This is a genomic window from Microbulbifer mixtoriginis (SeqCode), assembly GCF_052466695.1.
The window spans coordinates 2,023,382-2,049,701 of record NZ_CP174285.1; the positions used below are offsets into that span (position 1 = coordinate 2,023,382).

Annotated in this window: 23 protein-coding genes; 5 read left to right on the forward strand and 18 right to left on the reverse strand. The window is 56.2% G+C overall.

Features of this window, described 5'->3' with window-relative positions; all coding sequences use genetic code 11:
- Position 1 precedes the first annotated feature (1 nt).
- Entirely contained in the window at positions 2–1,393 is a 1,392-nt protein-coding gene (locus ACJJI0_RS08990; RefSeq protein ID WP_444885595.1) for a YihY family inner membrane protein, read from the reverse strand.
- A 108-nt stretch (positions 1,394–1,501) separates the two neighbouring features.
- On the opposite strand from ACJJI0_RS08990, the gene arsC reads away from it, so the two are divergent.
- The 4 genes from arsC (at position 1,502) to sppA (ending at position 4,771) form a co-directional block, all read left to right on the forward strand.
- Positions 1,502–1,846, forward strand: coding sequence for an arsenate reductase (glutaredoxin) (gene arsC / locus ACJJI0_RS08995; protein ID WP_252085180.1), 345 nt, complete (start codon positions 1,502–1,504; stop codon positions 1,844–1,846).
- Positions 1,847–2,461 carry an NAD(P)H:quinone oxidoreductase gene (wrbA, locus tag ACJJI0_RS09000; RefSeq protein ID WP_252085179.1) on the forward strand — a complete coding sequence of 205 codons (615 nt, stop codon included), beginning with the start codon at positions 1,847–1,849 and terminating at the stop codon, positions 2,459–2,461.
- A gap of 10 nt (positions 2,462–2,471) precedes the next feature.
- The gene (locus ACJJI0_RS09005) at positions 2,472–2,819 is read left to right on the forward strand and encodes a DUF2069 domain-containing protein (protein WP_444885596.1); all 348 of its coding nucleotides are present in this window, start codon (positions 2,472–2,474) and stop codon (positions 2,817–2,819) included.
- 83 nt (positions 2,820–2,902) lie between these two features.
- Positions 2,903–4,771, forward strand: coding sequence for a signal peptide peptidase SppA (gene sppA / locus ACJJI0_RS09010; protein ID WP_444885597.1), 1,869 nt, complete (start codon positions 2,903–2,905; stop codon positions 4,769–4,771).
- A 35-nt stretch (positions 4,772–4,806) separates the two neighbouring features.
- On the opposite strand, the gene ACJJI0_RS09015 is transcribed toward sppA, so the two are convergent.
- The 13 genes from ACJJI0_RS09015 to trpB all read right to left on the reverse strand — a co-directional run bounded on the left by ACJJI0_RS09015 (position 4,807) and on the right by trpB (position 19,346).
- Positions 4,807–5,100 carry a DUF3175 domain-containing protein gene (locus ACJJI0_RS09015; RefSeq protein ID WP_444885598.1) on the reverse strand — a complete coding sequence of 98 codons (294 nt, stop codon included), beginning with the start codon at positions 5,098–5,100 and terminating at the stop codon, positions 4,807–4,809.
- A gap of 72 nt (positions 5,101–5,172) precedes the next feature.
- Positions 5,173–6,393 (reverse strand): MFS transporter, encoded by a 1,221-nt coding sequence (locus ACJJI0_RS09020; protein WP_444885599.1) that lies wholly within the window; start codon positions 6,391–6,393, stop codon positions 5,173–5,175.
- 24 nt (positions 6,394–6,417) lie between these two features.
- Positions 6,418–8,442, reverse strand: a complete 2,025-nt coding sequence (locus tag ACJJI0_RS09025; protein WP_444885600.1) for a transglutaminase TgpA family protein — start codon at positions 8,440–8,442, stop codon at positions 6,418–6,420.
- Complete coding sequence (locus ACJJI0_RS09030) at positions 8,442–9,443, reverse strand: DUF58 domain-containing protein (protein ID WP_444885601.1); 1,002 nt, start codon at positions 9,441–9,443, stop codon at positions 8,442–8,444. Before ACJJI0_RS09030 ends, ACJJI0_RS09025 begins: the two co-directional genes overlap by 1 nt.
- Positions 9,444–9,447: 4 nt before the next feature.
- Positions 9,448–10,359, reverse strand: coding sequence for an AAA family ATPase (locus ACJJI0_RS09035; protein WP_444885921.1), 912 nt, complete (start codon positions 10,357–10,359; stop codon positions 9,448–9,450).
- A 179-nt stretch (positions 10,360–10,538) separates the two neighbouring features.
- Entirely contained in the window at positions 10,539–11,720 is a 1,182-nt protein-coding gene (locus tag ACJJI0_RS09040) for an O-succinylhomoserine sulfhydrylase (RefSeq protein ID WP_444885602.1), read from the reverse strand.
- A 102-nt stretch (positions 11,721–11,822) separates the two neighbouring features.
- Positions 11,823–13,310: an amidophosphoribosyltransferase gene (gene purF / locus ACJJI0_RS09045; RefSeq protein ID WP_444885603.1), complete on the reverse strand. Its 1,488-nt coding sequence runs from the start codon at positions 13,308–13,310 to the stop codon at positions 11,823–11,825.
- Between the two features lie 42 nt (positions 13,311–13,352).
- On the reverse strand, positions 13,353–13,847 hold the full coding sequence (locus ACJJI0_RS09050) for a CvpA family protein (protein WP_252085170.1): 495 nt from the start codon (positions 13,845–13,847) through the stop codon (positions 13,353–13,355).
- Positions 13,848–14,212: 365 nt separating this feature from the next.
- On the reverse strand, positions 14,213–14,872 hold the full coding sequence (locus ACJJI0_RS09055; protein ID WP_252085169.1) for an SPOR domain-containing protein: 660 nt from the start codon (positions 14,870–14,872) through the stop codon (positions 14,213–14,215).
- Positions 14,853–16,124 (reverse strand): bifunctional tetrahydrofolate synthase/dihydrofolate synthase, encoded by a 1,272-nt coding sequence (folC, locus tag ACJJI0_RS09060; RefSeq protein WP_444885604.1) that lies wholly within the window; start codon positions 16,122–16,124, stop codon positions 14,853–14,855. The genes ACJJI0_RS09055 and folC overlap by 20 nt, the downstream gene beginning before the upstream one ends.
- Positions 16,125–16,205: 81 nt before the next feature.
- Complete coding sequence (gene accD, locus ACJJI0_RS09065; RefSeq protein WP_252085167.1) at positions 16,206–17,060, reverse strand: acetyl-CoA carboxylase, carboxyltransferase subunit beta; 855 nt, start codon at positions 17,058–17,060, stop codon at positions 16,206–16,208.
- 160 nt (positions 17,061–17,220) lie between these two features.
- Entirely contained in the window at positions 17,221–18,030 is an 810-nt protein-coding gene (trpA, locus tag ACJJI0_RS09070) for a tryptophan synthase subunit alpha (RefSeq protein ID WP_444885605.1), read from the reverse strand.
- 92 nt (positions 18,031–18,122) lie between these two features.
- A complete protein-coding gene (trpB, locus tag ACJJI0_RS09075; RefSeq protein ID WP_252085165.1) occupies positions 18,123–19,346 on the reverse strand; it encodes a tryptophan synthase subunit beta in 1,224 nt (407 codons plus the stop codon).
- Positions 19,347–19,578: 232 nt separating this feature from the next.
- Here trpB and ACJJI0_RS09080 point away from each other — a divergent pair, with 232 nt between their 5' ends.
- Positions 19,579–19,782 carry a hypothetical protein gene (locus tag ACJJI0_RS09080; RefSeq protein ID WP_444885606.1) on the forward strand — a complete coding sequence of 68 codons (204 nt, stop codon included), beginning with the start codon at positions 19,579–19,581 and terminating at the stop codon, positions 19,780–19,782.
- 18 nt (positions 19,783–19,800) lie between these two features.
- On the opposite strand, the gene ACJJI0_RS09085 is transcribed toward ACJJI0_RS09080, so the two are convergent.
- From ACJJI0_RS09085 to ACJJI0_RS09100, 4 genes are all read right to left on the reverse strand, one after another.
- A complete protein-coding gene (locus tag ACJJI0_RS09085; RefSeq protein WP_444885607.1) occupies positions 19,801–20,412 on the reverse strand; it encodes a phosphoribosylanthranilate isomerase in 612 nt (203 codons plus the stop codon).
- Positions 20,413–20,550: 138 nt separating this feature from the next.
- A complete protein-coding gene (gene truA, locus ACJJI0_RS09090; protein WP_444885608.1) occupies positions 20,551–21,444 on the reverse strand; it encodes a tRNA pseudouridine(38-40) synthase TruA in 894 nt (297 codons plus the stop codon).
- Positions 21,445–21,607: 163 nt separating this feature from the next.
- Positions 21,608–25,036: a motility hub landmark protein FimV gene (locus ACJJI0_RS09095; protein ID WP_444885609.1), complete on the reverse strand. Its 3,429-nt coding sequence runs from the start codon at positions 25,034–25,036 to the stop codon at positions 21,608–21,610.
- A gap of 197 nt (positions 25,037–25,233) precedes the next feature.
- Positions 25,234–26,229 carry an Asd/ArgC dimerization domain-containing protein gene (locus ACJJI0_RS09100; protein WP_444885610.1) on the reverse strand — a complete coding sequence of 332 codons (996 nt, stop codon included), beginning with the start codon at positions 26,227–26,229 and terminating at the stop codon, positions 25,234–25,236.
- Positions 26,230–26,320 lie beyond the last annotated feature (91 nt).

Here is a 26,320-nt window from a genome sequence, read left to right on the forward strand (position 1 = left end):
CTCACAAGCGCTGATTACGCTTACCAAGAATAGAGAGGTTACTACCAGAGTTTTCTTCATTTTTTTTATTATCAGCAACATCATCCTGACCCTCCGCTTCCATAATTTCATTTTCTAAGTATTTTGGTATTTCCCTTTCACTGGCTTCGGCCTGCTCCTTTTCCAAGGCTGCGGTAAAAAGAGATCCAATTGTGATTCCCAGCTGTTCCCCGGCAGTTCCGCGCGCCTTGGCAAAACGACTCTCCACTTCGCTGTACCACTCGAACCCTTGTAAATCGCTTGGATTACCACTGGGAATCCACTGAGGATTTAACCAACTGGAAAGCTCCATAAGCGATACGGCATTAAGATCGCGCAGTAGGACATAATCACTCCCATCGGTCTGGGCAATCACCCGATGTGCCTGTAAGACATCCCGCAAGCGACGCCACTGGCCAAATTTAATTCCCAGCAAAGAAATATCACGCTCGCGCAACGGTTTGCCATGCCATCCACCTTTAAACATTTGCCAGAGGACAATCAAAGTGGCGACCAGGTCTGAATGCTGACGGCCTTGGGTTGCAGCGCGATACACAGAAAGGGTTCGCACCAGTACACAGCCTGCCAGCACCAACATCCACATCATATAAATCCACAACAGGAACAAAGGCACAAAGGCAAAGGCCCCATAAATAGCCTGTACAGAACTGCGCGCAACGATGGCACCAAACAGGTATTTCATGATTTCAAAGGCAATTGAAGTGACCACCCCTCCCTCAATACCATGGCGCAGGGACACATAGCAGTTAGGCACAGCGACAAAAAGCAAGGTGAAAACAATCGTGGTGAAAATAAAAGGCAGCACCCGCAGCACCACAGCCATCATGCCGATACCCTCTTCCCCACCTAAAAACAGCTTCTGTGAGAGCAAGAAAGTACTGGCAGCAAGCCCTGCCCCTAATAAGATGGGCCCAAGACTGAGAATGGCCCAGTACAATAGAAAGCTCGAAACCCCACTGCGCCCACGGGATACATCCCAGATAGAATTAAAGGTGCCCTCAATGCTGCGCAGTGTAAGTCCCGAAGTTACCACCAGCATGGCAATACCCAACCCGGTAAGCCGCTGCGCCTGGGCGGAAAAACTGCTGATATATTCCTGAACCTCACGCCCACTTTGCGGCACAAAGTGGGAAAAAAGCTGTTCCTGCAAGCGAGTCTGCAGGCCGGCAAAGTCCGGGAACAGCGACAGCATCGCAAAACTCACTGTCACCAGCGGCACTATGGCGAACAGAGTCATATAAGTGAGAGCCGCCGCACTTTTTTGGCAGTTTTTCTCCACAAATAAAGACCATAGCGAGGTCGCAAAGCGCCGCCATTGAACGAGCCAGTCTTTCACGCTTGATTTCAATTTCATTCCCTGTGTGCGACCTCCGCCAAATGCAGCGGGAACTCGACTTGCGCCTTAGAATTCCGCTACGGTATTCGGTTAGAATACGCCAAACAGTAACAGGATACCGACATAATGTGGACGATCTACCACAACCCGCGCTGCTCAAAATCCCGTCAAACCCTGCAATTGCTGCAGGACAACGGTGTGGAACCGGAAGTGATTCTCTACCTGCAAAACCCTCCTTCTGCTGAAGAGCTAAACCAGGTACTGCAAAAACTCGGCATCCCTGCACGCGACCTGTTGCGCACCGGAGAGGAACCCTATAAGCAACTCAACCTGAAAGACGGGGACCTTGACGAAGCTCAGCTAATCAAGGCCATGGTAGAAAATCCCATCCTGATCCAGCGCCCGATCGTAGTAAGAGACGACAAAGCCACGATCGGCCGCCCGCCAGAAAATGCGCTGGAGCTACTCTAAATGTCGCCCGAAAGCGAAGCCTATGTGCTGATTCTCTATTACAGCCGTAGCGGCGCCACTGCGCGCATGGCTGCTGAGCTAGCGCGGGGGGTGGAAGCCAGCGGTATCGCCGCACGCCTGCGCACCGTACCCGCAGTGTCTCCCGACACCGAGGCCAGTCTGGCCCCTGTGCCAAGTGAGGGCGCGCCCTACTGCACCCTCGACGACCTGCGTCAGTGTGCGGGCCTGTTGATGGGCAGCCCCACCCGCTTTGGCAATATGGCATCACCGCTGCGCTATTTTCTCGACCAGACCAGCGACATTTGGCTGGATGGCAGCCTCACTGGCAAACCGGCTGCGGTATTTACCGCCACCGGCAGCCTACACGGTGGGCAAGAGACCACACTTACCTCAATGATGCTGCCACTTCTGCATCACGGCATGTTGATTGCTGGCATTCCCTACTCTGAAGCGGCCCTCATGCGGACCAGTACCGGCGGTACACCCTACGGCGCTTCTCACTGGAATAAAGGGCATACCAGTGACCTGAGCGAAGATGAAATCACCCTGTGCAGGGCGCTCGGTACTCGTGTCGGCCAACTGGCCCAGACCCTAGCGGTTCCAGCTGCCAAATAAAGGATTCAACGTGAACGACACTATTCAGCGCAAACTACACATTGCGCTCCGTATCAATTGGTTTTGCTATATCGGCCTGTTGGTGCTGTTTGCAGTGCGTAACCTGTTTGTCGAGGGGGGCTCTCTCTCCCTTTGGCTGATTCAGACGGTACCGTTACTACTGGTGCTGCCGGGCCTGGTCAAGCAACGTTATCGCAGTTATCTCTGGCTCTGTTTTATTCTGCTTTTGTACATTACCACCAGCATTGTCGACGTAATGATGCCTACACGAGGCTGGGAGGATGGCGTAATGATGGTTTTGAGCCTTATCCTATTCTTTTCTGCAATGATGAGCAGTCGCTGGCATCGCATGCAGTAACCCCATGACGGAATTTCCGCCAATGGTTCCAGACACAAAGGCGTGGAAACATGCGCTTTCCACGCACTGAGGAGTTTTGAGGTTTGACTGATTCACCCCAGAAAAAAGGGTTTGCCCGAGGCTTTTTAGCTGCGATTGGCGGCTCCATCACTTGGTTACGACGAGTATTCACCAATATCGTCTTCCTGCTGATTTTGCTGTTTCTAGGTATCGCCATTTTCAGCAAGGACGAGCGTTTAGTGGTTCCACAGGGCGCTGCCCTGCGCGTAGCACCCCATGGCTTTCTTGTGGATGAACTGGCCCAGCCCGCCACTTTACCGATTTTCCTGGGCGGCAACCGCGGCCCCGCAGAGGTGCGCGTCAAAGATCTGGTAGACGCTATCGACAATGCCGCCACGGATAAACGTATCTCCTCACTGGTGCTAGAACTGGACCACATGGTGGGTGGCAGTCTCAGCAAGCTCGATGAAATAGGCGCGGCTCTGCAACGCTTTAAAGCTGCGGACAAACCTATTTACGCTGTGGGTGACAACTTCACCCAACCCCAGTACTTCCTCGCCAGCCACGCAGATAAGGTCTACCTCAATCCTATGGGCTCAGTGATGCTCACCGGCTTCGGTGTTTATCGCAACTATTACAAGAGCGCCCTGGAGAAACTCAAAGTCAACTTCCATGTGTTCCGCGTGGGCGATTACAAAGACTTTATCGAGCCCTACACCCGTGACGATATGTCCCCCGCCTCGCGTGAAAACAACCAGCGCTGGCTGAATGAACTCTGGGGAGAATACAGCGAGCAGGTAACCGGCCTGCGCAACCTGCCCGCCGAGAGCATCGACCTGTTTATCAATGAATTGCCGCAAAAACTGCAACAGCATCAGGGCAGTTGGGCCGAAGCCGCACTGGCCAATAAACTCGTGGACCAGCTCGCCAGCCGCATTGAGGCAATGGAGGAGCTGAAAAAGACCATCGGCGAAGATGATAGTAAAAAGCGCGAGTACAAGTTTATTGACGCCCTCGCCTACTTGCGCAGCCATAAACTTGCCGAGGCAGCCAAGCCTATCCGGGAGTCCAAGAAAATTGGTCTGATTACCGCCAGTGGTTCTATTGTCGACGGCCAGGCACCTGCCGGTCGCATCGGCAGTGAAAGTCTCGGCAAATTAATCCAACGCGCCCGAGAAAAAGAAGTGGATGCCCTGGTACTGCGTATCGACAGCGGCGGCGGCTCCGCCTTTGCCTCCGAGGCCATTCGCCAGGAGTTGCTGGCTACCCGTGAAGCAAAAATTCCAGTGGTGATTTCCATGGGCAGTCTCGCCGCTTCCGGTGGCTACTGGATCGCTACTGGCGGCGATCGCATCTGGGCCTCCCCGGCCACACTCACCGGTTCTATCGGTGTATTTGGCGCCTTCCCGACGTTTGAGAACTCCCTCGAGCATATCGGTGTTTACACCGATGGCGTAGGCACCTCGGACCTGGCCGGCAGTATGCGCCTGGATCGCGCCCTGTCGCCAGCAGCAGCCAGCATTCTGCAGCAAGGGGTGGATAACACCTATGCACGCTTCCTGCGTATTGTCGCCGAAGCCCGCGGCAGCACTCCCAAAGAGGTGCACAAGATTGCCCAGGGGCAGGTATGGACCGGCCGCGCCGCCAAGAAATTAGGATTGGTAGACGATCTCGGCAATCTCAGCGACGCCATCGCCGACGCCGCGCAGCTTGCTGAAATCGAAGAATACGACGTAGTAGAGATCCAGCGTGAACTGAGCCCCGGCGAAAAATTCCTGCGCGCTTTGAGCGACAATGTAGACGCGAAAATTGCCGCGAGCCTTGAAGCCAATCTGCCACTCGGCGCCTGGCTAAACAGCGTGCAGCCGGTATTGGCGCCAATCGCCGAGCTGCAGAGTTATCGCGACCCGCGCGCCCTCTATGTGCGCTGCCTGCCCTGCCAAGCGCCCTAAAGTTTTTCATCTCAACACCACATTCCGCCGCCGGCTCAATGCCGGCGCGGACGCCCGTAAAGCCCGCGCAATTCTTCCTTGGCCTGTTCCAGTAGTCGCCGCCTTTTCGCCGGCAGCCTCTGTCCCGCCCGGTTGATATAGAACGCCAGCATAGACATAGCGGAGCGATAGGGGTCAGACTTGCGCCGCTGGCTGGATTCCGCAGCCGCTTTCAATCCCTGTGCAATCGCTTTCGGGTCCTCCAGGCTAAAGAGGCCCTCACTCAAATCCAGGGCATGGCTGTGACGCGTGACCTCTTTCGACCAATTGGCCTTTTTGGCGGGACTCACCAACACCTCCACTCATTGGCTGACCCACCTAACTATATGGTGGCGGCGTCTATGTTGGTCGCACGAAGCAACTCAGACCTCGCTGTCAGTGATTTTGACCCGGCGCAGGGCACCACTTAAAGCCACCAGGGCAAAGGCGAGCAGACTTAAAATCCCCGCCCACAGCAAGGTGGTCAGGGGGGCAGCGTATTCACTCAAGACTCCAGCGGCCAGTGCCCCAAGAGCGGCGGAGCCAAACAGTGCAAACTGATAAATGGAGATGATGCGGCTGCGGTATTCCGCTGGGGCGAGCAACTGTACTATGCCGCGACCGAGGCCAGCGGAAGCCGCCGCCACCGCTCCCCAACACAGACACAGCAGGATTAGGCCAAACTTCGTAGGACCGAGGCTGATGGCAATCAACAGCGCTGCACTATAGAGCAGGCACATAAGAATACCGCGCCCAGGTTCAGCCCCCTGGCCACGGCGCAACATAGTCACCGTAGCAATTACGGTACCAGCTACGAAGGCCAGTTGCAGCGTGGCGTAATAACCGGCGCCGCGACCGTAATCCTCCGCCAACAGCGGCAGTACCACCAGAAAAACACCGATATGCACAAACCCATTAAAGGCCATCAACGCGGTCAACTCACGCAGTACTGGGTGCCGCCAGGCCTGGGATAAGCCATCGAGAATCAGGCTGTGGGTGATTTTTTCCTTAGTCATACGGCTGGCCCCACTCGCGCGCAGACTAATCAAGGCTGTGGCCGCCAACAGCAATACCCCTATCTGTACTAACATCAGGGCTTGCAGCCCCCAGTGTTCGAAGCGGCTCGCCAGCAACATCCCCACAGCCTGACCACCGTATTGGGCCAACATCATCCAGGTCACAGTTTTCTGCACCCGTCGCTCGGAGGTTTGCCCACCGCCTTGGCGTGCACTGCGCTGTACCAGATTGTCCCGCGCTGGTTGCAGGAAAGCGCTACAAATCCCAAGGCAAATACCGTAGAGCATCAATATCGGCAGGGAGATCATGGACAGGAGGTAAACCAGCAGCAGAATTGTGTGGCAGAGGACCAGACCAATGCAAGCCAGTGCGGAGACAGTGGCCGGATCACGGCGGTCGGCCAGGGCACCGCCGAACAGCAGGAACACCAGATTGGGCAAAAGCACCGAAGCCTGCACCCAGCCCAGTTGCAGAGCCGGCAAATCCACCACGGTGAGCGCAATCCAGGGCAGGAGAATCACCTGCAGTCCGGTAGCCAGGGAAGTGCCGCTGTAGCCCAGCAGAAATTTTTGCAGCCTATGAGGCATCTTACGCGATAGACTTTCCAAGAGTTAATGACCCATCAGCCGGTTTTTACGTGCCGACACCCTAAAAGAGAGCCCCAAGCGCCAGCGCAGTAGTCGGCGCAGCTCATTCAATGCTTCTTTATCCCCGCCATATGCGGCGCGCTCAAAGGCATCTGTCGCACGCCCGGAAAACTCTGCCAATGGGGGACTCTCCAGTGCGATACGTTCGGCGAAGTCCCGCGGCGCCTCACCGGGTCGCCGTGTGATACCTGCCCGAGCCATGCGCTTACAGAAAACCTCATAGAGGCGCTCTACCACAGGCTGTTTTCGTCCACGCCCAGTAAAACGGGTCCACAGAAGAATGCCAAATAGTACAACCGCCACCGGTGCGGCAAAAAAAAGGGCCATCCGCAGGGGGGAGAGCTCTCCCACCAGGCGCTGCAAGGTGTCCCGCTGCTTCTCACTATCAAAACTAATCACGGTCTGATACCAGCGGTAATTGATCATGTCCCACTGCAGGCGCAGCTTCACCAGAATATCGAAGCGGTGCACCGGCAGTAGCGAATCCCGCATAAACTCCTCCCCGGCAGCGCTCTCCAGACCATCCCGGACCCGCTCCGGGGCAACCGCAGCAGTGGGGTCCACCCTCTGCCAGCCGCGTCCATCGAGCCAGATCTCGGCCCACGCATGGGCGTCGTACTCCCGCACCAGCAGGTACTCCTCACCACTCACCCACTCGCCACCCTGGTAACCCGCCACCACCCGTGCCGGCACTCCGGCGGCGCGCATGGCAAAAACATAGCTGCCGGCAAAGTGCTCACAGAATCCCTTTTGGCTGTCAAACAGGAATTCATCCACACTGTCTCTGCCGAGTGCCGGTGGGCTCAAGGTATAAGTGAATTCGCGATTGTAGAGGGCCAGTAACTGTGACGAGATCTCCTCACCGCTCAACCCCCGGCGGCGCAGGCGCTCCACCCAGTCTCGGATGCGCAAGTTTCCATCTGCCGGTAGCTGCAAATTGCGACGGCGCTCGGCACCGCTGAGTGTGGACTGAATAACCTGGGAATCCCGGGGCCAAGAACGCACCTCATAGGCAAAGCGACTATATACCGGGGAACGTTTTACCAACCGGTCGTCCGTGGTTTCTCCCACTCCCGCACTGTCCGAGGCGGGTCTTGCCAGGGCGAACAACCAAGGGCTGCGGCTCGCCTCCTGGATCACCTGGTAGCGGTAGCGTGGACCGACTTGTGGCAGTGGACGCTCGCCACTATTCCAGTACACCCGGCCACCATTGCGCGGGTCCACACTAAAACCCTGCCGCCAGGTACGCCCATCGAATTCGGAGTACACCAGCCCTCGCCAATAACGTTGCTCCGGCGGCGGTATGGGCCCATCGAAAGAGATACGCAGTGCCGGCTTGGCGGATTTGGATAAACGGGTGAAATCACCCGGTGCCATAGAGTCACTCACACCAGTGCGGCCGGCAGAAGTATCCTGGGGCACATTCCACAGAGGGCCCAGGCGCGGCATAACCACAAACAGCAGCAGCATCAAGGGTGTAGCCTGCGCCAACAATCTTAAGGAGAGCCCCAAGGCCCGACGCGGCCGCGCGCTGAAGCTTCCCAGCTGTGCTGCCAGCGCAGCGGTAATCACCAGGGTCGCGATCAATCCGTAGAGGGCATAGGGAATGGATTGCTCACGCACAAACAGGGTCGCGGCAACAAAATAGGCCAGCAACAAACTGACAAAGGCATCGCGACGGCTGACTAATTCCAGGTTTTTCAGGGTAAAGGACAGAGCCAGCAGCGCCACCATCGGCTCCAGTGCAAACCAACGCTGGTAGGATTGCGCCAAACCCGCCACTGTAAGCGCAATCACCAATAGTTTGAGGGCGCGCCCTGGCAAATCACGGCGCCCGCGAAAGACCTCCAAGCGCCAATAGACCGCAAAAGCCCAGGCAAAACCAATCCACAGTGGCAACTGGCTCAGCTGTGGCAGTAAGGCGACAAACTGCGCAGCGAAAATCCACAGTAGGCTTTCGCGCGGCAATAGATCCCGGTTGCTCGCCATCAGCCACCCCACTTGGGAAACAGGGCCAGCGCTGACAACACTCGCTGCTGGTGCTCGGTGCCGAGAAAGGGCGGCAAAGTAGTGCCGGGGATGCGCAGGCCATAGGCAATTCCCTGCTTCTCCGCCTGCAAGACCCAATCACACAGGTTGCTCAGGCGGGTCTCTACATCGCGCCCATCCAACAACTCCCAGTCGAGCCAGAGACGGGTATCAGTGCGGCTCTCATACTCCTTGCTATAGAGATCGCGACCGGCGGCATATTGCTTCCAAGCCAAATGGCGCAAGGAATCACCGGGCTGGTAGGGTTTGAGAGAGGCATAATCATCCCCGCCGCGACGTACCTGGCCGGATGTACCCTCTGCCTGGGCCTCTCCCAACGGCAGGGGGCCAGCGGCGAGCGGTCGCGGATACACCAGGAATTCAACATCCAGGTCGATGCGGCTCCAGCAGCGAAACAGCCCCAGTGGAAAGCGGCTCTCGATTCTTAAGCGCGGCGCCTGAATTCGCCCCCGCTGCAGGGCTGGCAGCGCAATACGGAAGTCCGCCGAGGGCTCCTCACAGAGATCCACATATGCGCCCTCTTCCGGTGGCCAACAAATTTGTATCCACTCCCGTTGGCGTTTGTCCGCTCGGCTCAGATTAATATGTGCCTCGGCGAAATCGCCGGCAAAGGCCGCTTCAGTGCCCAGCAATTGCAGGCGCAGTCCACTCAAATTGGCGAAGGTATGCACAGGCAAGATAACGAAGACACTGATCAGCAAAAAGGTCAGGGCAAAAACCAGATTGTTCTCGTAATTGGTGGCCAGCAGCCAAAGCAAAGCGGTTATCAATAAATAACCAAGCCCCGCGCGGGTGGGCAGGATAAATAGGCGGCTGTGATTTAGGGTGATGTCCCGTGAGCGAGGCGCTCGTCGGCTGAGCCAGCGCTCACCCAGCCTGCGAAAAAAATTGCGCGAGCTTGTACTGGAAGCCTGTCGGGGAAGGTCGCGGATCACACTCATCTGTTTAGGCCGCGATAATATCCACCTGGCGCATAAGGCGCTCTACCAGCTGATCGCCATTGCCGCCATCACTCTGCAAACGGTGCCCAGCCACCGAGGGCAGCACCGCCTGGATATCTTCCGGCAGGACATGGCCGCGATTATGAATCAGCGCCCAGGCCTTGGCAGCACGCAGCAGCGCCAGTGCCCCTCGGGGCGATAAACCCACCGCACAATCTGGGCTCTGGCGGGTATGCAGCACCAAACGCTCTAAATAATCGAGCAGACTGTCAGAAGCCTTCACCTGCCCCACCAGACTTTGCATTTTTTTCAGAGTAGCGAGGTCGATACGCGGCTTTAGCTTGGCCAGCTGTTGGCGGGGATCAGCGCCTAAATACAGGGCCCGCTCAGCTTCGCGGTTGGGGTAACCGAGGCTGATGCGCATCAGGAATCGGTCCAGTTGTGACTCCGGCAGGGCAAAAGTACCGGACTGCTGCAGTGGGTTCTGGGTGGCAATCACAAAGAAAGGCTGTGGCAACGCGCGGGTTTCGCCGTCGACACTAACCTGGCGCTCCTCCATTGCCTCAAGCAAAGCACTCTGAGTTTTAGGAGAGGAACGATTGATCTCATCGGCCAGCAGTAGCTGGCTGAAAACCGGCCCCTCATGAAAATGAAACTGCCCGGATTCCCGCTCAAAAATTGATACACCGAGAATATCCGCCGGCAGCATGTCGCTGGTAAATTGCACGCGTTTATAGGAGAGACCGAACACCTGCGCCAGAGCATGGGCCAGGGTGGTCTTGCCCATACCTGGCAGGTCTTCAATCAACAGGTGACCTTTTGACAAAAGGCAGGCCAAGGCCAACTTCACCTGACGCTCTTTTCCCAGTAAAACACTGCCAATATCGGAAACGATGGCGGAAACTATTTTTTGCACGGCAAATCCATTACTGCTCATTTTTTTCTCAGGCCAAGGAGCGGCCCGGTGTAAGCACCCGCCAACGCTGAAGGGCGAGTACTATGGTGCCAAACTCGCAAAAAAGCGAATTTGGCACCCGCTATTAATCATAGGAAGACAGGGAGTGCCCTGGTTTAAGCAAAGGCCCTGCAAAGCGCCTACAACAAAGACAGCCCCCGCATCAGATCGCGCTTCAGGTCTTCTGCATTCTCCAATCCGACGGAAATACGAATCAGGTTTTCGGTGATGCCCGCGCGAGCCTTGTCCTCATCACTGAGACGCCCGTGGGTGGTAGTGGCCGGGTGTACGATAGTGCTCTTGGCATCGCCGAGGTTAGCGGTGCAAGACAGGATTTTACAGTTGTCGATCACCTTCCAGGCTTCCTCGCGACCACCGCGCACGGAAAAGCTCAACACCGCACCAAAGGCATCCTGTTGTTCGCGGGCCAAGCGGTGCTGGGGGTGTTTGGGCAGGCCGGTGTAGTTGACCTTTTCCACCATCTCCTGTTCATCAAGCCACCAGGCCAAGTCCAGGGCGTTGGTGCAGTGGGCCTGCATACGCAGCTTGAGCGTTTCCAAGCCCTTGAGGAAAACCCAGGCGTTAAACGGGCTCATACTGGGGCCGGCAGTGCGCAGGAATACCACCAGCTCATCCATAACCTCTTTGCGTCCCACGGCGACACCGCCCAGGGCGCGCCCCTGGCCATCGAGGAATTTGGTTGCGGAGTGCACCACGATATCGGCGCCAAGCGCCAGTGGGCGCTGCAGGGCCGGAGTACAGAAACAGTTATCCACCACCAATAGAGCGCCGGCGCTGTGGGCCACCTCCGCCAGCGCGCGGATATCCGCCACTTCACACAGGGGGTTGGACGGGGTTTCCATAAACAGCAGCTTGGTGGAGCCATCCACCGCCTGCTTCCAGGCATCCATATCGGTGAGATCCACATAGCTCACACGCACGCCGAATTTTTCCATATAGCGGCCAAACAGCGCGGTGGTGGTACCAAACACACTGCGGGAGCAAATCACCCGGTCGCCACTTTTCAGCAGTGCCATACAAATACTGAGGATCGCGGCCATACCACTGGCCGTGGCTACCGCAGCCTCGCCACCTTCAAGCGCGGCAATGCGCTGCTCGAACATACGAACAGTGGGGTTGGTGTAGCGAGAGTAAACGTTGCCGACACTCTCGCCGGTAAAGCGCGCAGCGGCTTCTGCAGCAGAGGGGAATACGTAACTGGAGGTGAGATAGAGGGCTTCGGAGTGCTCGCCCTCTTCCGAGCGGACCTGCCCGGCGCGAACGGCCAGAGTTTCCAGAGCGTAACCGTCGTCTTCAAACATATACCGCTTCCTAGTCAGTATTTTTTGGAAGCGGTCATATTAACCGAAACAGTCGTGCATGGCGCCCTCTTCTGCCGTGAACAGAGCGCCGCCGGAGATAACTTACAGAGTGCTGGTGTCGGCCTTCTTGTGCTTGGCCTCGTCGTTGCGCGCCGCGTGAAGGCTATCGAGGTAATCTTCGTCCACATCGCCGGTAATATAGTTACCGTCGAAAACGGAGCAGTCGAACTGATCGATTTTCTGCTTACCTCCGCTGGAACTTACGACCAGGTCTTCCAAGTCTTGGTAAATCAACCAGTCTGCACCGATTTCTTCACAGATCTCTTCAGTCGTGCGGTCGTGCGCAACCAGCTCACTGGCAGACGGCATATCAATACCATACACGTTGGGGTACTTCACAGCTGGCGCCGCACTGGCGAAATAGACTTTCGCGGCACCCGCATCGCGAGCCATCTGAATGATCTGCTTACAAGTGGTACCGCGCACAATAGAGTCATCCACTAACAGCACATTCTTACCGCGGAATTCCAGCTCGATGGCATTCAGCTTTTGGCGCACCGATTTCTTACGCTGTTTCTGCCCAGGCATGATAAAGGTACGGCCAATATAGCGGTTCTTCACCATCCCTTCACGGAATTTCACCCCCAGCCGGTGTGCCACAGTCTGGCCGGCGGTGCGGGCGGAATCGGGAATGGGGATCACTACGTCGATATCGTGGTCGGGGCGCAGGCGCAGAATCTTATCTGCCAGGTGCTCACCCTGACGCAAACGCGCCTTGTGTACGGAAACGCCATCCATAATGGAATCCGGGCGGGCGAAGTACACATGTTCAAAAATGCAGGGGGTCAGGGTCGGGTTTTCCGCGCACTGCTCAGAGTGCACAGTACCGTCCAGCTCGATATACAGCGCTTCACCAGGGGCCACATCACGCACCAGGGTGTAACCCAGTACATCCAGGGCAACAGACTCAGAGGCCACCATATACTCGGTGCCTTTCTCGGTCTCACGCTTGCCGTAAACCAGTGGGCGAATACCGTTGGGATCGCGGAAGGCGACGATACCGTAACCCACAATCAGGGCCACACAGGCATAGGCGCCGCGCACACGTTTGTGCACACCGCGCATGGCGGTAAAGATATCTTCAGCCTTAGGCTGCAGCTTATGTAGCTTATGCAGCTCATGAGCGAATACATTGAGCAGCACTTCGGAGTCGGAATCCGTATTAATGTGGCGCAGATCCTGCTGGAAGATCTCTTCAACCACATCCCGCACATTGGTGAGATTGCCATTGTGTGCCATGGCAATGCCATAGGGGGAGTTCACATAGAAAGGCTGCGCCAGGGCGGGACCGGAACTGCCCGCAGTGGGGTAGCGCACATGGCCGATACCAAAGTTACCTTTCAGACGCTCCATATGGCGCGCGCGGAACACATCGCGCACCAGGCCGTTGGCTTTTTGCTGGTTCAGGCGATCATCGTCACAGGTCACGATGCCCGCAGCATCCTGCCCCCTGTGCTGCAACAGAGTGAGCCCATCATAGAGCTGCAGATTGACATCACTCTTACCGACGATACCGACGATACCACACATATATTTGACCCTATTGATCGAAAAAGCGGCGCTAGCGCCCGATTAAAATAACTCTACGAAATAGTCCTTCACAGACTTGGCCAGCTCCCGCGCACTGCCCTCAAATTCGAGGAAATGGGGGATTAACACCGACTCACTCCACCAACTATCCTGCTCCACTGGCACCAGTGCCGGGGCCAGAATCAGTAGTGCCATCACCACAATGGCCCCACGCGCCAGGCCAAACACCATACCCAGTACCCTGTCGGTACCCGATAAGCCAGTGGCCTCAACAAAAGCGGAGAGCATCATATTCAAAAGCGCCCCAGCCAGGAGCGTTCCGAAGAACAGAATGGCGAAGGCGGCAATCGCCTGGAGGGATGGGGTGTCGACAAGGTTTGAAAGCAGTGGCGCCAGCTGTTCGCGAAACATCATCGCGACCACAAAAGCGGCAATCCAGGTAAGCAGTGACAGGGTTTCGCGCACGAAACCTCGACTAAGGCCGATAAGTGTGGAGATACCCACAATAGCCAGAATGGTCCAGTCAGCCCAATTCATTCAACCCTACCTGCGTGGCGGCTGCTGCCGCGAAGAGCGCGCATTCTAACTTAAGGGACTAAGCGCGTGAAGCCGTAGACGAATCGATTGGAATTTCCTTTCCAAACTGCAAAACTCCGTAGATTAATCACCTTACGGCAGTGGATTTATGCCAAAAAAAGCGCAGATGAATTGCCCTTTAGACGTGCCTCTGCGTGAGGACAGCCACAGGGCAAACAACCAGAGCAAGAAGTGAAAGAAGCCCGGCCAATATCCCAGCCATCCGCGAAATACTGGCACAAGCTGGATAGGTTGCCGTTACTTTGGTGACCAGACCGGCACACCCTCTTTACCAAAGTGCCAGCCCGCCGCAAGCCACAGAAACCTCAAGCTTTGAAGCGAAGCACCAGGGTTTGCGCCTGCAGTAGTGCGTCCAGCTCCCGCTTAATAGTCTGTGCGTCGGCTTTATTCACTTTCGGCCCTACAAAGACCCGCACAAAGCGCCCCTTATCCGTTTCCACAGCGCGGGTGTACGCGCGATACCCCTCATCCATCAAACGCATGCGCAGCTGCTGTGCACGGGAATCATCTTTGTAGGAAGCCACCTGAACCACCCAGGCCATCGGCTGCCCCTGATCATCAACCAATGGCGATGCCGCCTGCTTGGCAGTATCAACTTCCACTGATGAAGTGGAATCATTTGTATCTTTTCCCTTCTCCGGCTGTGTATCGGAGACAGCAAATTTTGCCGCACCCTCTGCGGGGTTAGAGAATTTCTCGGGTACTTCCGGCTGAAAAATTTCCCCAGCCTTCGGTGCTGGCGCCACACCGGCAACAGGCTCCGGCTGAGCAATCTCAATAGGGCTGATATCCGGCTCAGCCGGGATCTGGCTTACCTCGCTGATATGCCCCTTTGACTCCCGGTCCAGCAGACTTGGCAGGAAAATCACGGCGAGCGCAATCAGCACCAGCGCACCGACAATACGCTGTTTAAAGCCGTCGTTCAGCCGCCCTCTGCGGGAGGCCTTATCCTCGCAATTCTCCATTACCCTCGTCTCGCATCTGCTGCAGAACTTCCGCCACAGTAAAGAAGGATCCATATACAAGCAACCTATCCTGTGGATTGAGGGTTGGCAGCAGTTGCCGCAACCCTTCAGCCACTGTTGGACAGCGCCGATCCACATTCGTCTCATCTACCCCAGCTTCCAGGAGGCCAGTGCAGAGTGCCTCACCCTCTGCGGCACGACCATTTTCCGGCAGCAAAGCCGGGTGCCAACGATCTACCAACTTACGCAGAGGAGCAAATAGACCGACGAGATCTTTATCTTCCATCGCCGCAACCAAGGCGTGGGTCTTCCCCTCCACCGGATTGGCCTTCAACCAAGCAGCCAAGTGTTCAGCCGCCGCCGGATTATGCCCCACATCCAACAGCAGATTTCGCTCACGCCAGTAGACTTGCTGGCAGCGCCCAGGCAGGGCTATTTGGGCCAAGGCAGCCTCTACTCCCTCCTGGGGTAGCGCATCCAGAAGCGTCAGCGCGGTAAGCGCAGCAGCAATACTGGGGCGCGGCAAAGTGATATCCGGTATTGACAGAACCAAATCGCCAAAGTGATAAATCTCACTCTCACCACTTGAAGAGATATTAAAATCCTGGCCGATAAAATAACTGGAACTGGCCTGCTTTTCTGACGCAGACAGCACAGATTGGGGTGGAGAGCTATCTGCACAGACAAAAGGAGCCCCGGGACGCAGGATGCCCGCTTTCTCGCGGCCGATGACTTCCCGATCGCTACCAAGCCAATCCTCGTGATCTACTGCCACGCTGGTAATAACCGCCAAGTCGGCATCCACCAAGTTTACTGCATCCAACCGACCACCGAGACCGACTTCCAGCAAAGCATATTGCACCCCCGCGCGCTGGTATAACCACAGTGCAGCCAGGGTCGTGAACTCAAAATAGGTAAGGCTGGTCGCCCCGCGAGCAGCCTCCACCGCGACAAAGGACTCCACCAACTGCTGATCGGATACCTCCTCGCCATTGATGCGTATCCGCTCATTGAAACGCAATAAGTGTGGAGAACTGTAAGCGCCGACGGAGTAGCCGGCGCGGCACAAGAGTGCCTCCATAGTCGCTACGCAGGAGCCCTTGCCATTGGTTCCAGCCACGGTAATCACCGTAGGGGCGGGTTTTTGTACCCCCAGGGCAGCTGCAACCGAAGAGACACGCTCGAGACCGAGTTCGATTTCAGAGGGGTGCAACCGCTCCAGGCGGGTGAGCCAATCTTGTAGTGAGGACATAATTGGATAGATCGCTGGTAGGAGGCAGCAGCCAGGCTTTTACTGACTGCTCTTAAGAACCTCCGGGGAATTGGGAAATAATTAATTACCGCTCAGTTTACCCAATAAGCGCGAGACGGTGGTACGCATATCCTTGCGTGGAATAATCATATCGATGGCGCCATGTTCCAGTAGGAATTCACTGCGCTGGAAGCCCTTGGGCAACTTCTGGCGGATGGTCTGCTCGATAATATTGGGGCCGGCAAATCCGGCACGCGCACCCGGCTCGGCCGCATTGATATCGCCCAGCAGGGCCAAAGAGGCTGAAACGCCGCCGTACACTGGATCGGTCATGATGGAGATATAGGGTACTCCCGCCATCTTCATTTTTTCCAATACCGCCGAGGTCTTGGCCATCTGCATCAAAGAGATCAGGGCCTCCTGCATACGCGCCCCACCGGTGGCAGAAAAGCACACCAGCGGAATACGCTGTTCCAAAGCGCGTTGGGCCGCGCGGGTAAAGCGTTCACCCACCACATAGCCCATGGAACCGCCGTGGAAGGCAAATTCGAAGGCCACCGCTACCAAGGGCTCTCCATTCAGGGTGCCTTGCATGGCGATCAGTGCATCTTTTTCGCCAGTGGATTTTTGTGCTTGCAAAAGACGGTCTTTGTACTTTTTGACGTCTTTAAACTTCAGGCGGTCCACTGGCAACACATCGGTAGCCAGCTCTTCGCGCCCATCTTCATCGAGGAATATATCCAGGCGACGGCGGGCGCCGATGCGCAAATGGTGGTCGCACTTGGGGCACACATCCAGGTTGCGCTCCAGCTCCGGGCGGTAAAGCATGGCGTCACACTTGACACACTTCTTCCATACCCCCTCTGGGACCTTACTGCTGCCGGCACGTCGCTCGGTGCGAATTACCGCGGGAACAATTTTTTCTAACCAGCTCATCTCGTTTCCAAATCCGGATGCTTTCTGTAGGCCGGTGCATTTTACCGACCGGTGAGTTTCAGGCTACGAATTAAAACACTAAGCTGAACATCAAACCGAGCCAGATCAGCCGCTATTTTTGGTGATCTGGCCAGTTTTTCGCTTAAACTTGGGTGAAAGCCTAACGGTCCAGTGCCTGGCGCATCTCGCTGACGATTTCCCCCAGCCTCGCCTTGGCTGCGACTAGGTCCGCAGCTTCATCCACCGCGGACACCAGTACACTGCCCACTACCGCCCCATCGCCATGGGCACTGACTGAGCGCGCCGAGCTGCCATCTTTGATACCGAAACCCACACACAAGGGCAGATCGGTGAAACGGCGAATATGTTCGAGGTTATCGCGCACAGAATCCAGGTCCAAATGGCCAGCACCGGTGACCCCTTTCAGGGAGACGTAATACACAAAACCGCTGGCCAGGCCGATAATCTCGCGAATACGCTCCTCGGTGGTGGTCGGCGTCAGCAAGAAGATATTGCGCAAATTGCGATCGGCCAATAGCTTGTTGAGCGGACCCGACTCTTCCGCAGGTAAATCCACCGTAAGGGCACCATCAACACCGGCCTCTAGCGCCGCATCGGCAAAATCGCGCTCGCCCATACGCTGGATCGGATTGGCATATCCCATCAGGATAACCGGGGTTTCCGCATCCACCTGGCGGAACTCTTTCACCAACGCCAAGCACTTGCGCAGCGAGGCGCCATTGGCCAGGGCGCGTTCATGCCCCTTTTGGATTACCGGCCCTTCAGCCATGGGATCGGAGAAAGGCACCCCCAGTTCAATAATATCCGCACCACTGGCCACCAACTGATGCATCAAGGGTACGGTATTTTCCAAGCCGCCATCGCCGGCGACGATATAAGTTACCAGGGCCTTGCGGCCCTCACCGCGCAGTCTCGCAAAGCGGCGATCAATTCTATTTTGTTCTGTCACTGTGTATTCCCTGAGCTACCTCTGGCCTAGTGCCAGCTCACTTGGTCACGATTATTTCGATACGCCCACCCGGGCAGGTGGGCAGAACGCCGCTAAACCTCAATGCCATCGATAGCGGCAACGGTGAAAATATCTTTGTCCCCCCGGCCGGAGAGGTTCACCACGATATTTTGCTCAGGCGCCATTTCAGCTGCGAGCTTCATCGCATAGGCGACCGCGTGGCTGGACTCCAACGCCGGCAGAATACCCTCGGTGCGGGTTAGGCGGCGGAAGGCATCGAGCGCCTCTTTATCATCGGCGGTAACATACTCCACACGGCCGATATCTTTGAGCCAGGCGTGCTCGGGGCCAACACCGGGGTAATCGAGGCCCGCAGAAACGGAGTGGGTTTCGATAATCTGGCCGTCCTCATCTTCCATCAGGTAAGTGCGGTTGCCGTGCAGAACACCGGGAATACCATCGTTGAGTGGCGCCGCGTGCTTACCGGAAGCCAGGCCTTCACCGCCAGCTTCAACGCCAAACATCTTCACCTCTGAATCATTGAGGAATGGGTGGAACAGACCAATCGCATTGGAACCACCGCCGACACAGGCCACCAGGGCGTCGGGCAACTGACCAAAGCGCTCCAGACTCTGACGGCGCGCTTCGCGACCGATAATAGAGTTGAAATCCCGCACCAATTGCGGATAGGGGTGAGGGCCAGCCACTGTACCAATAATGTAAAAAGTATTATCGACATTCGTTACCCAGTCACGCATGGCCTCATTCATGGCGTCTTTGAGGGTCTTGGAACCGGACTCCACCGGTACGACTTCGGCACCCAACAACTTCATGCGGTAGACATTGGGGGACTGGCGTTTGACGTCTTCAGCGCCCATATAAACGGTGCACTGCAACCCCAAACGCGCAGCTACGGTAGCGGTGGCCACACCGTGCTGGCCTGCGCCGGTTTCGGCAATAACACGACTCTTACCACTGTGCTTTGCCAGCAACGCCTGGCCCACGGTGTTATTTACTTTGTGTGCACCGGTGTGATTGAGATCTTCGCGCTTAAGCCAGATTCGCGCACCGCCCGCCTGCTCAGTCAGTCGCTCAGCAAGATACAGCGGCGATGGCCTGCCTACGTAGTGCGCCAGATCGTGATCAAAGGCAGCGACAAAATCCGGATCATCTTTCAGGCGGCTATACATTGCCTGAAGCTCATCCAGTGCGCTGATCAGCGTCTCCGATACAAAGCGACCGCCGTAGGGACCAAAATGTCCGCTCGCATCCGGGAAGGTGGAAAAATCGATAGCACCTGGCTTACTCACACTCATACTCCGTGGGTCACGTGGTTTTTAAACTATTTGCCTATTTATTAATGCTTGAATAGTTCCTCCTGAACTATTCAAGCATCGCCAGTAAATACTGGCGCAGATGCGTGGATCTGCTGGTATTTACTGGCTCACGCCGGCACTGCCGGCGGCGGCACTTCCCTGTGCCGCTTTCATCCTATGTAGCAATAGCTCCTCCTGAACTATTCAAACACCGCCAGAAATACTGTCGCAGATGCGTGGATCTACTGGTATTTACTGGCTCGCGCCGGCATTGCCGGCGGCGGCACTTCCCTATGCCGCTTTTATCTTATGTAGAGATAGCCCTTCCAGAGCTATTCAAGCATTGCCAGAAAATACCGGCGCAAATGCGTGGATCTGCTGGTATTTACTGGCTCGCGCCGACATTGCCGGCAGCGACACATTCTTGTGGCGCTAAAATATTCTGTCTCGCCAGCTAGTTGCTCTTAGCTGCACGAATAAAAGCACTCACTTTTTGCCGATCCTTGATACCCGGCGCCTGCTCTACGCCGCCGCTGACATCCACGCCCAGAGGCCGTGCTGCCGATATTGCTGCAGCAACATTATCCGCTGTCAGTCCACCGGCAAGTACTATGGACCGGCCGCTTTCCTGAGGAACCCTATCCCAGTCAAAAGTCTCACCGGTACCACCGGGAACACCTGGGCGATAGGCATCCAGTAAGAACCCGCGTGCTTTGGGATGCTCCTGCATTGCGGCGACCACATCCAAGCCCTCCTTCATGCGTAGAGCCTTGATATAAGGCCGGCGAAACTGTTCACAGTAACGGGCAGTTTCCTCACCGTGGAATTGCAATAGATTGAGAGGAACCCACTCCAAAGCTTGGTCCACTTCACTCTGGGCAGCATCCACAAACAGGCCGGTCAGGGTGACGAAGGGAGGAACCACGTCGGCAATCGCTGCCGCAGCCTGCGGATCGATATAGCGGGGGCTCGCCTTATAGAAAACCAATCCCAGCGCATCCGCACCGGCATCAACGGCCATCAGGGCATCTTCTACGCGAGTGATGCCGCAAATTTTCACTTGCATCGCTTAACCTGGAGCCAGCCGAGCGGCCAACAAAAATGAGGGAACTCTGGATACTAGCAGATTGACAGCAGGCGCGAAACGCGTGCTATTCAAGTGGCGCAGCAGCCTCACGGCTGCATGGTAAGAAAAAGCTAGTTTTTAACGCTGTGCAAGTGAGCCGAGCGCCAGTGGCACCAACAGAGGGCCCGGTTCACAGCTAGGCAATTGAAACTCTTGCGGGTACTGCACATCCACCAGGTACAAACCAAATGGCGGCGCGGTTACTCCACCGGCGGAACGATCGCGCTTATCCAGCACTTCTCCCACCCAACTCGAGCTGCGCTCCCCCCGGCCCACCGCCATCAGCACACCGGTAATATTGCGCACCATATGATGCAAGAACGCATTGGCGCTCACTTCCAGCACAATCAGCTGGCCAACACGGGCAATATCCAAGCGGGTAATTTCCCGCACCGGACTCTTGGCCTGGCACTGAGAGGCACGGAAACTGGTGAAATCCTGGCGGCCAATCAAATGCACCGCGCCCTCGCGCATGGCATCCAGGTCCAGTGGATGCTGGGTCCAGGTCACCTCTGACGAACTGTGCGCTGAGCGGGTCGGGGCGCTGTGAATCAGATAGCGATAAGTCCGCGCATGGGCGGAAAAACGCGCATGAAATTGCGCCGGCATCTCACGAACCCAGCGTACACGCACAGAATCCGGTAACTTGGTATTCACCCCTTGAACCCAGGCGCGCTCCGGGCGCTGGGCACGGGTATCAAAATGAATCACCTGATTGGTGGCATGCACACCGGCATCAGTTCGCCCAGCACAGACCAGGGTGACCGGCTCTGCCGCAATATTTGACAGGGCACGCTCCAGGTGGGCCTGCACAGTTTCCGCCGCTGACTTCTGCTTCTGAAAGCCGTGTAACCGCGCACCGCAGTACTCAACGCCCAGCGCAATACGACGCAACCCCTCGGGCAGTTGCTCGCCAGGAGGAACTTCGCCATTGGCCTTGTAAATATATTCGCGTTCAATTGCCTGCGTCATAACGGCAAAATTACTCTATTGATGCCACCTCAAAGTCGAGGAGAGCGTAAAAAAGCAAAATCCAACAATCTGGATACAAACTGGGGGAAACCGGGAATTCTCCGACAAAATAAAAAAACCTCGCAGCCAGTGCGAGGTTTTTTCAGGCGTAGTTGAGAAGCGCTTAAACCATGCGCTCCAACAACTCCTCAGCGCGACTCTTATGCTCGCCACCGCCATCTTGGGCCACTTCTTTAAGAATATCCTTGGCGCCCTCTTTGTCACCCATATCCATATAGGCCTGGGCCAGCTCCAGCTTGGTGCCCATCTCATCGCCGCCTTCGAGCAGGCTCAGTTCGGAGTTGAGATCATTTTCCAAGTTGAAATCCAAGCCGGCAAACTCAGACTCGGTCTCTTGCTGCTGAGTGGCAACAGCCTCACCCGCTTGCTGCTGGGACTCTTGCTCAGAGAGTCCCTGCGCTTGGTCTGCCGTAGCCTCCAACCCCAAATCACTTTCGAGGTCCAGACCAGTAGACAGATCCCCATCGGTGGACTCATCAATCAGGGCCAGCTCCTCTTCGAGAGAAAACTCTTCTTCTACTGAAGCCTCATCGAGGGACAGCTCCTCTCCAGTCGCTTCCAGAGAGGCCATATCAAAATCGAGATCCTCTTCCTGGGGCAGGCTATTGGGCACAGTAGTATCCGCTACAGCGGCGCCATCTTCACTCTGCAGAGATTCAGTAGAGGCAAGGTCCCCGGCAATATCATCAAGATTAATACTATCGAGGTCCAATTCACCATCGAGCTCTGAACCAATCATATCCAGGTCACTCTCGGAGAAAGTCTCCAGTGAGAGCTCATCTTCGCTACCCGCGCTGGACGTAATATCGAGATCAGCCTCCAGAGAATCCAGTTCCTGGGTCTCAAGGCTCTCCTCAATTGCCAGGGCCTCATCGGCTTGCGGCTCTTGCGCGGCCTCTTCCATCATGGAGAGATCCAACTCGAAGTCCAGACCACCAATGGAACCACCGGACTTCGCCTTGTCAGCCGCCACTGCAACCTCTTCAGGCTCCGCTACCAGCTCGTCGGCACCCACCTCATGGCTCTCAGCGCTATCCAGCGCCAGGGAATCAAGATCCAATTCTGAGGTATCGAAATCAATTGGCGCCAAGTCTGACGCATTCTCGGCGGCAACTTCCTCTACTGGCGAGTCTTGCAATGCCAATTCCGAAGTTTCACCTGTATTCAGATCGCCGAGATCCAACTCACCAAGATCGAGGTCGTCGAGGTTTAGTTCTTCATTATTGTTGGACGCCAGTTGGGAACCATCCTGCTCGCTGTCAAAGGCACCATCGAGATCCAAGTCATCAAGGTTGAACTCATTGTCCAGATCGAGGGATTCACCCGCCTCCAGCGCAGATTCTGTAAAACTATCCTCCAAATCGAGAGACAGTTCTTCAGAGGCTAATTCGCCATCTGCTTTCTCACTATCCAGCTTCTCACCATCCTGGGAGAGATCCATGGTGAGGTCGTCAAGCAGTGAATTGTCGCCATTAAAATCGTCTATAGAGGACTGGGCCGGTTCTGCTGCGGAGAAATCCTGATCCAGTGCAGCACCGATATCATCCAGTTGCGCCGCTTCCAGAGATTCGCTGGAAAAATCCATCGCCGGGGCTTCAAAGTCTGGAGCATCAGCAATAGTTTCACGCAAGCGCGCGGCGCGGTCGGCCGCAGGGCCATCGCTGATAGCCAGCAATTGGATGTAGTGATCGTCGAACTTCTCAACGTCCTGATTGTGGGCGTAAACTTCCATCAACATCAGGCGTGCATCTACCACCTGGGGATCTTTTTCCAGGCCCAGCAGCAATTTACTTTCTGCCTCTTCGTACTGCCCAAGGGACAGGTGAATCTCGGCCTCGGAGATGGGGTCATCGGTGCCCACATCACCCAGATCGCCGAGGTCGAAAGCGTTATCGGCTTCCATGCTCTCTACGGCAGCCAATGTCTCATCAGCTTCAGCGGTCTCTTCCGGCATCACCTGCAGAGATTCCTCTGCGGCCAACTGTTGCTCCAGTTGCTGCTCTGCTTCCTGCTCAGCCTGGCGACGACGCCAAGTAAAGAAGCCAAACAGGCCCACTAGCAAACCCGCGGCACCGATGCCGACCAGTTGCATATTGTCGCCAAGCTTCTCCATCAGGCTGGGCTCGGGCTGGGTCTGAACAGACACTACGCGATTGCGCGACTGCGGTTCAGTTTCAGCGACCTGCGTATCATTCTGTTCTGTTGCGTCATCCAGAGACTCAGCGGCGAGGGACTCGTCCAGCTGCATCTCATCACTCCCCAGCGTATTATCTGCCAGCTCAGCGCTGTCAATATCACTGGTATCAAGGAGCGGATCAGACAATTCGGCTGCGGCTTGCACCGCAAGCATCTCCTCATTGGAAACCTCTACCAAGGCCTCCATGGTATCGATCTGCTCATCGAGTTCGGCGATACGCTCGCGCAGCTCGGTATTTTCCAGCTGCGATTTATCCAGCTCTTCCTCGGCCACCGTCAGGTCGCCTTCCAGCGCCTCGCTGTCTTCTGCACCGCTTCCGGAACCCGAAATTACAGACTCATTGTCGCCGGGCGCAGTCAGGCTGACACGCCCCTCAACCTCATTGCTGACAATGCGTTCTTCCTCTACCGGGCGCGCATCCAGCGGCGCACCCGTGGCGACTTCCTCAACACCGCTGCGTTGGCGCCAGGAATCATTCTGTTGGGCGACCTCTGAGATTGCCTCAGTGAGGCTCAGGCTGCGCAGATCCTCACTGTTTGGCAGACGCAGCACAGCACCTTTTTTCAACAGGTTAATGTTGCCGTTGATAAAAGCTTCCGGGTTCAGGCGCTGAATCGCCAACATAGTTTGCTGAACGGAAAAATCACGACTCACACGATTTTCCAGGGCGATCTCCCACAGGGTATCGGCAGAGGAAACCGGACCGTAAACTTGGCTGCTGTCGCCGCTATCTGTGGCAGCGCGCTGCGGCTGACGGCGCACAGGCTCGGGCTGTTGCGCCGCCGGCGTTTCTGCGGGCTGCTCCACTTCAGGCTGGGCAACCGGTTGCTGGGCAGGCTGTACCGGGCGCGGCGCGGGCCTCTGCACCTGGGTGTCGCGGCGTACCTGCTGACGCTCGCGCTCAGCGGCGCGCACCGGCTGTTGGGCGCTGTTTGGTGAAAACGCCGGCAGGTCCATTAAAAGGGTGTATTCACGCAATAAGCGGCCACTGGGCCAGCGGGTTTCCACCAGGAAATTCAGGAAAGGCTCGCGGATTGGCTCGCGGCTGGTAATACGGACCACCGGCTTGCCACCAGAGTAATCCACATCAAAACGCAGTGAAGTGAGTAGGTAAGAGCGTTCCACACCTGCGCGGTCAAATTCATCCGGCCCCGCGAGGCGCACTTTGATCTCAGCATCATCCAGGCCTCGGGTTTGCAGCAGGCCAATTTCCGCATCGAGTGGCTGATTAAGGGTGGAGTTGAGTTTGATCTCCCCCAGTCCGAGCGCCAGAGCCGCATTGCTTCCCAGTGCACCGACTAGACCAACTGCAAGTGCCAACTTACGCACACGCATATCCGATTCCCTTTATTGTTAGAATCTTCCCAGGGCATCTGAAAAGCGCGCCTTCAGAAAATCCCCATTACTGAACAGTAATCGTTCGACTATTTGACCGCCGTGCAGGCGGCCACCAACCTTGGCGATTATTTCGCCATTTGCAGCCGGACCAAAGTTAAGATAACACCTTCACTATGGCGGCTAAGTATTAAGTATCAGTAGTTTTTTAGCAACAAGTGAGCAATTTGTGCACAGTTCATTGCAACGTCTTTGCGCAGATTATCCGACACCGCACAAAGATTTATCTGACGCTTGCCCAAAAGGCTTTGGCGCAGGCGACCGATGATTGTCACGTCACTGCCCACAGCGTTTTCCGCCGAGGGTTGCTCTGCCAACTGAAGGCGCACACCATTGGCTAACAATGCGCGTATTTTTTCCAGGTCCACGTCTTCGCGTAAAACGATACCCAAATTGGCCAGCTGCCCGTGAAACACAGAAACGGTGTTAATGCTGGCATCCACCGCAACGTTATCGCCGAGCAAACGGCGCAAATCGTGTATCAACGTCAGTTCGCCGAGCGTGTGGCCACTGGCGAGCAGGGCTTCACTAGCACTGAGCTGATTAAACGCGAGGCGGTGCCCAATGGCAGGGTCGACTTCCGCTTCCTGACCACTGAACATACGCGCTGTCTGCGCCGCTGTGGCATCGATGGCGGCTTTACCCAGTGCGGAAACAGGCTGATTGAGTTGCACCTGTACACCCTGCAGTTGTTCTGCCAGTGGAAATAGCGCTTCGGCTACCATGGCCGCACCGGCGCTGGGCAATGCCACCAGACGGCGCTCTGCGTTAGCCAGTTCCGCCGCATTAAATGCCGGATGGATCAGGGCAACGCTCTCATCGCCGCGGGTATTGTTCGCCGCATCCACCACCCAGGCACCACTGTTTTCAGCGCTGGTCATCGCCGCGTTAATGGCATCGCTGGAGTCCAGCAAAATCACCACCTGCCCCTCAGCAAAAGCGAATTTTTCCAGGGCTTGTACAGAGATACTGCGATTGGCGAACACCTGGGGGTCCACTTCGCGCTCCTCGCTCTCCAGCAAACACAGCTGCTCGGCGGTAATAATTTCCCGCTCCTCCAGGATTTCAAGCAGAGGGGCAAAGGCGGCGTTATTAACACCGACGATGACCAATTCGCGGGCGGCTTCGGACATGGCTATTCACTTCGTTGAGTTGGAAAGGAAAAATGAGGGGGCGATTATACCCGTGGGGAAAAATCGAAAAAGCCGCTATGACAACCAGTAG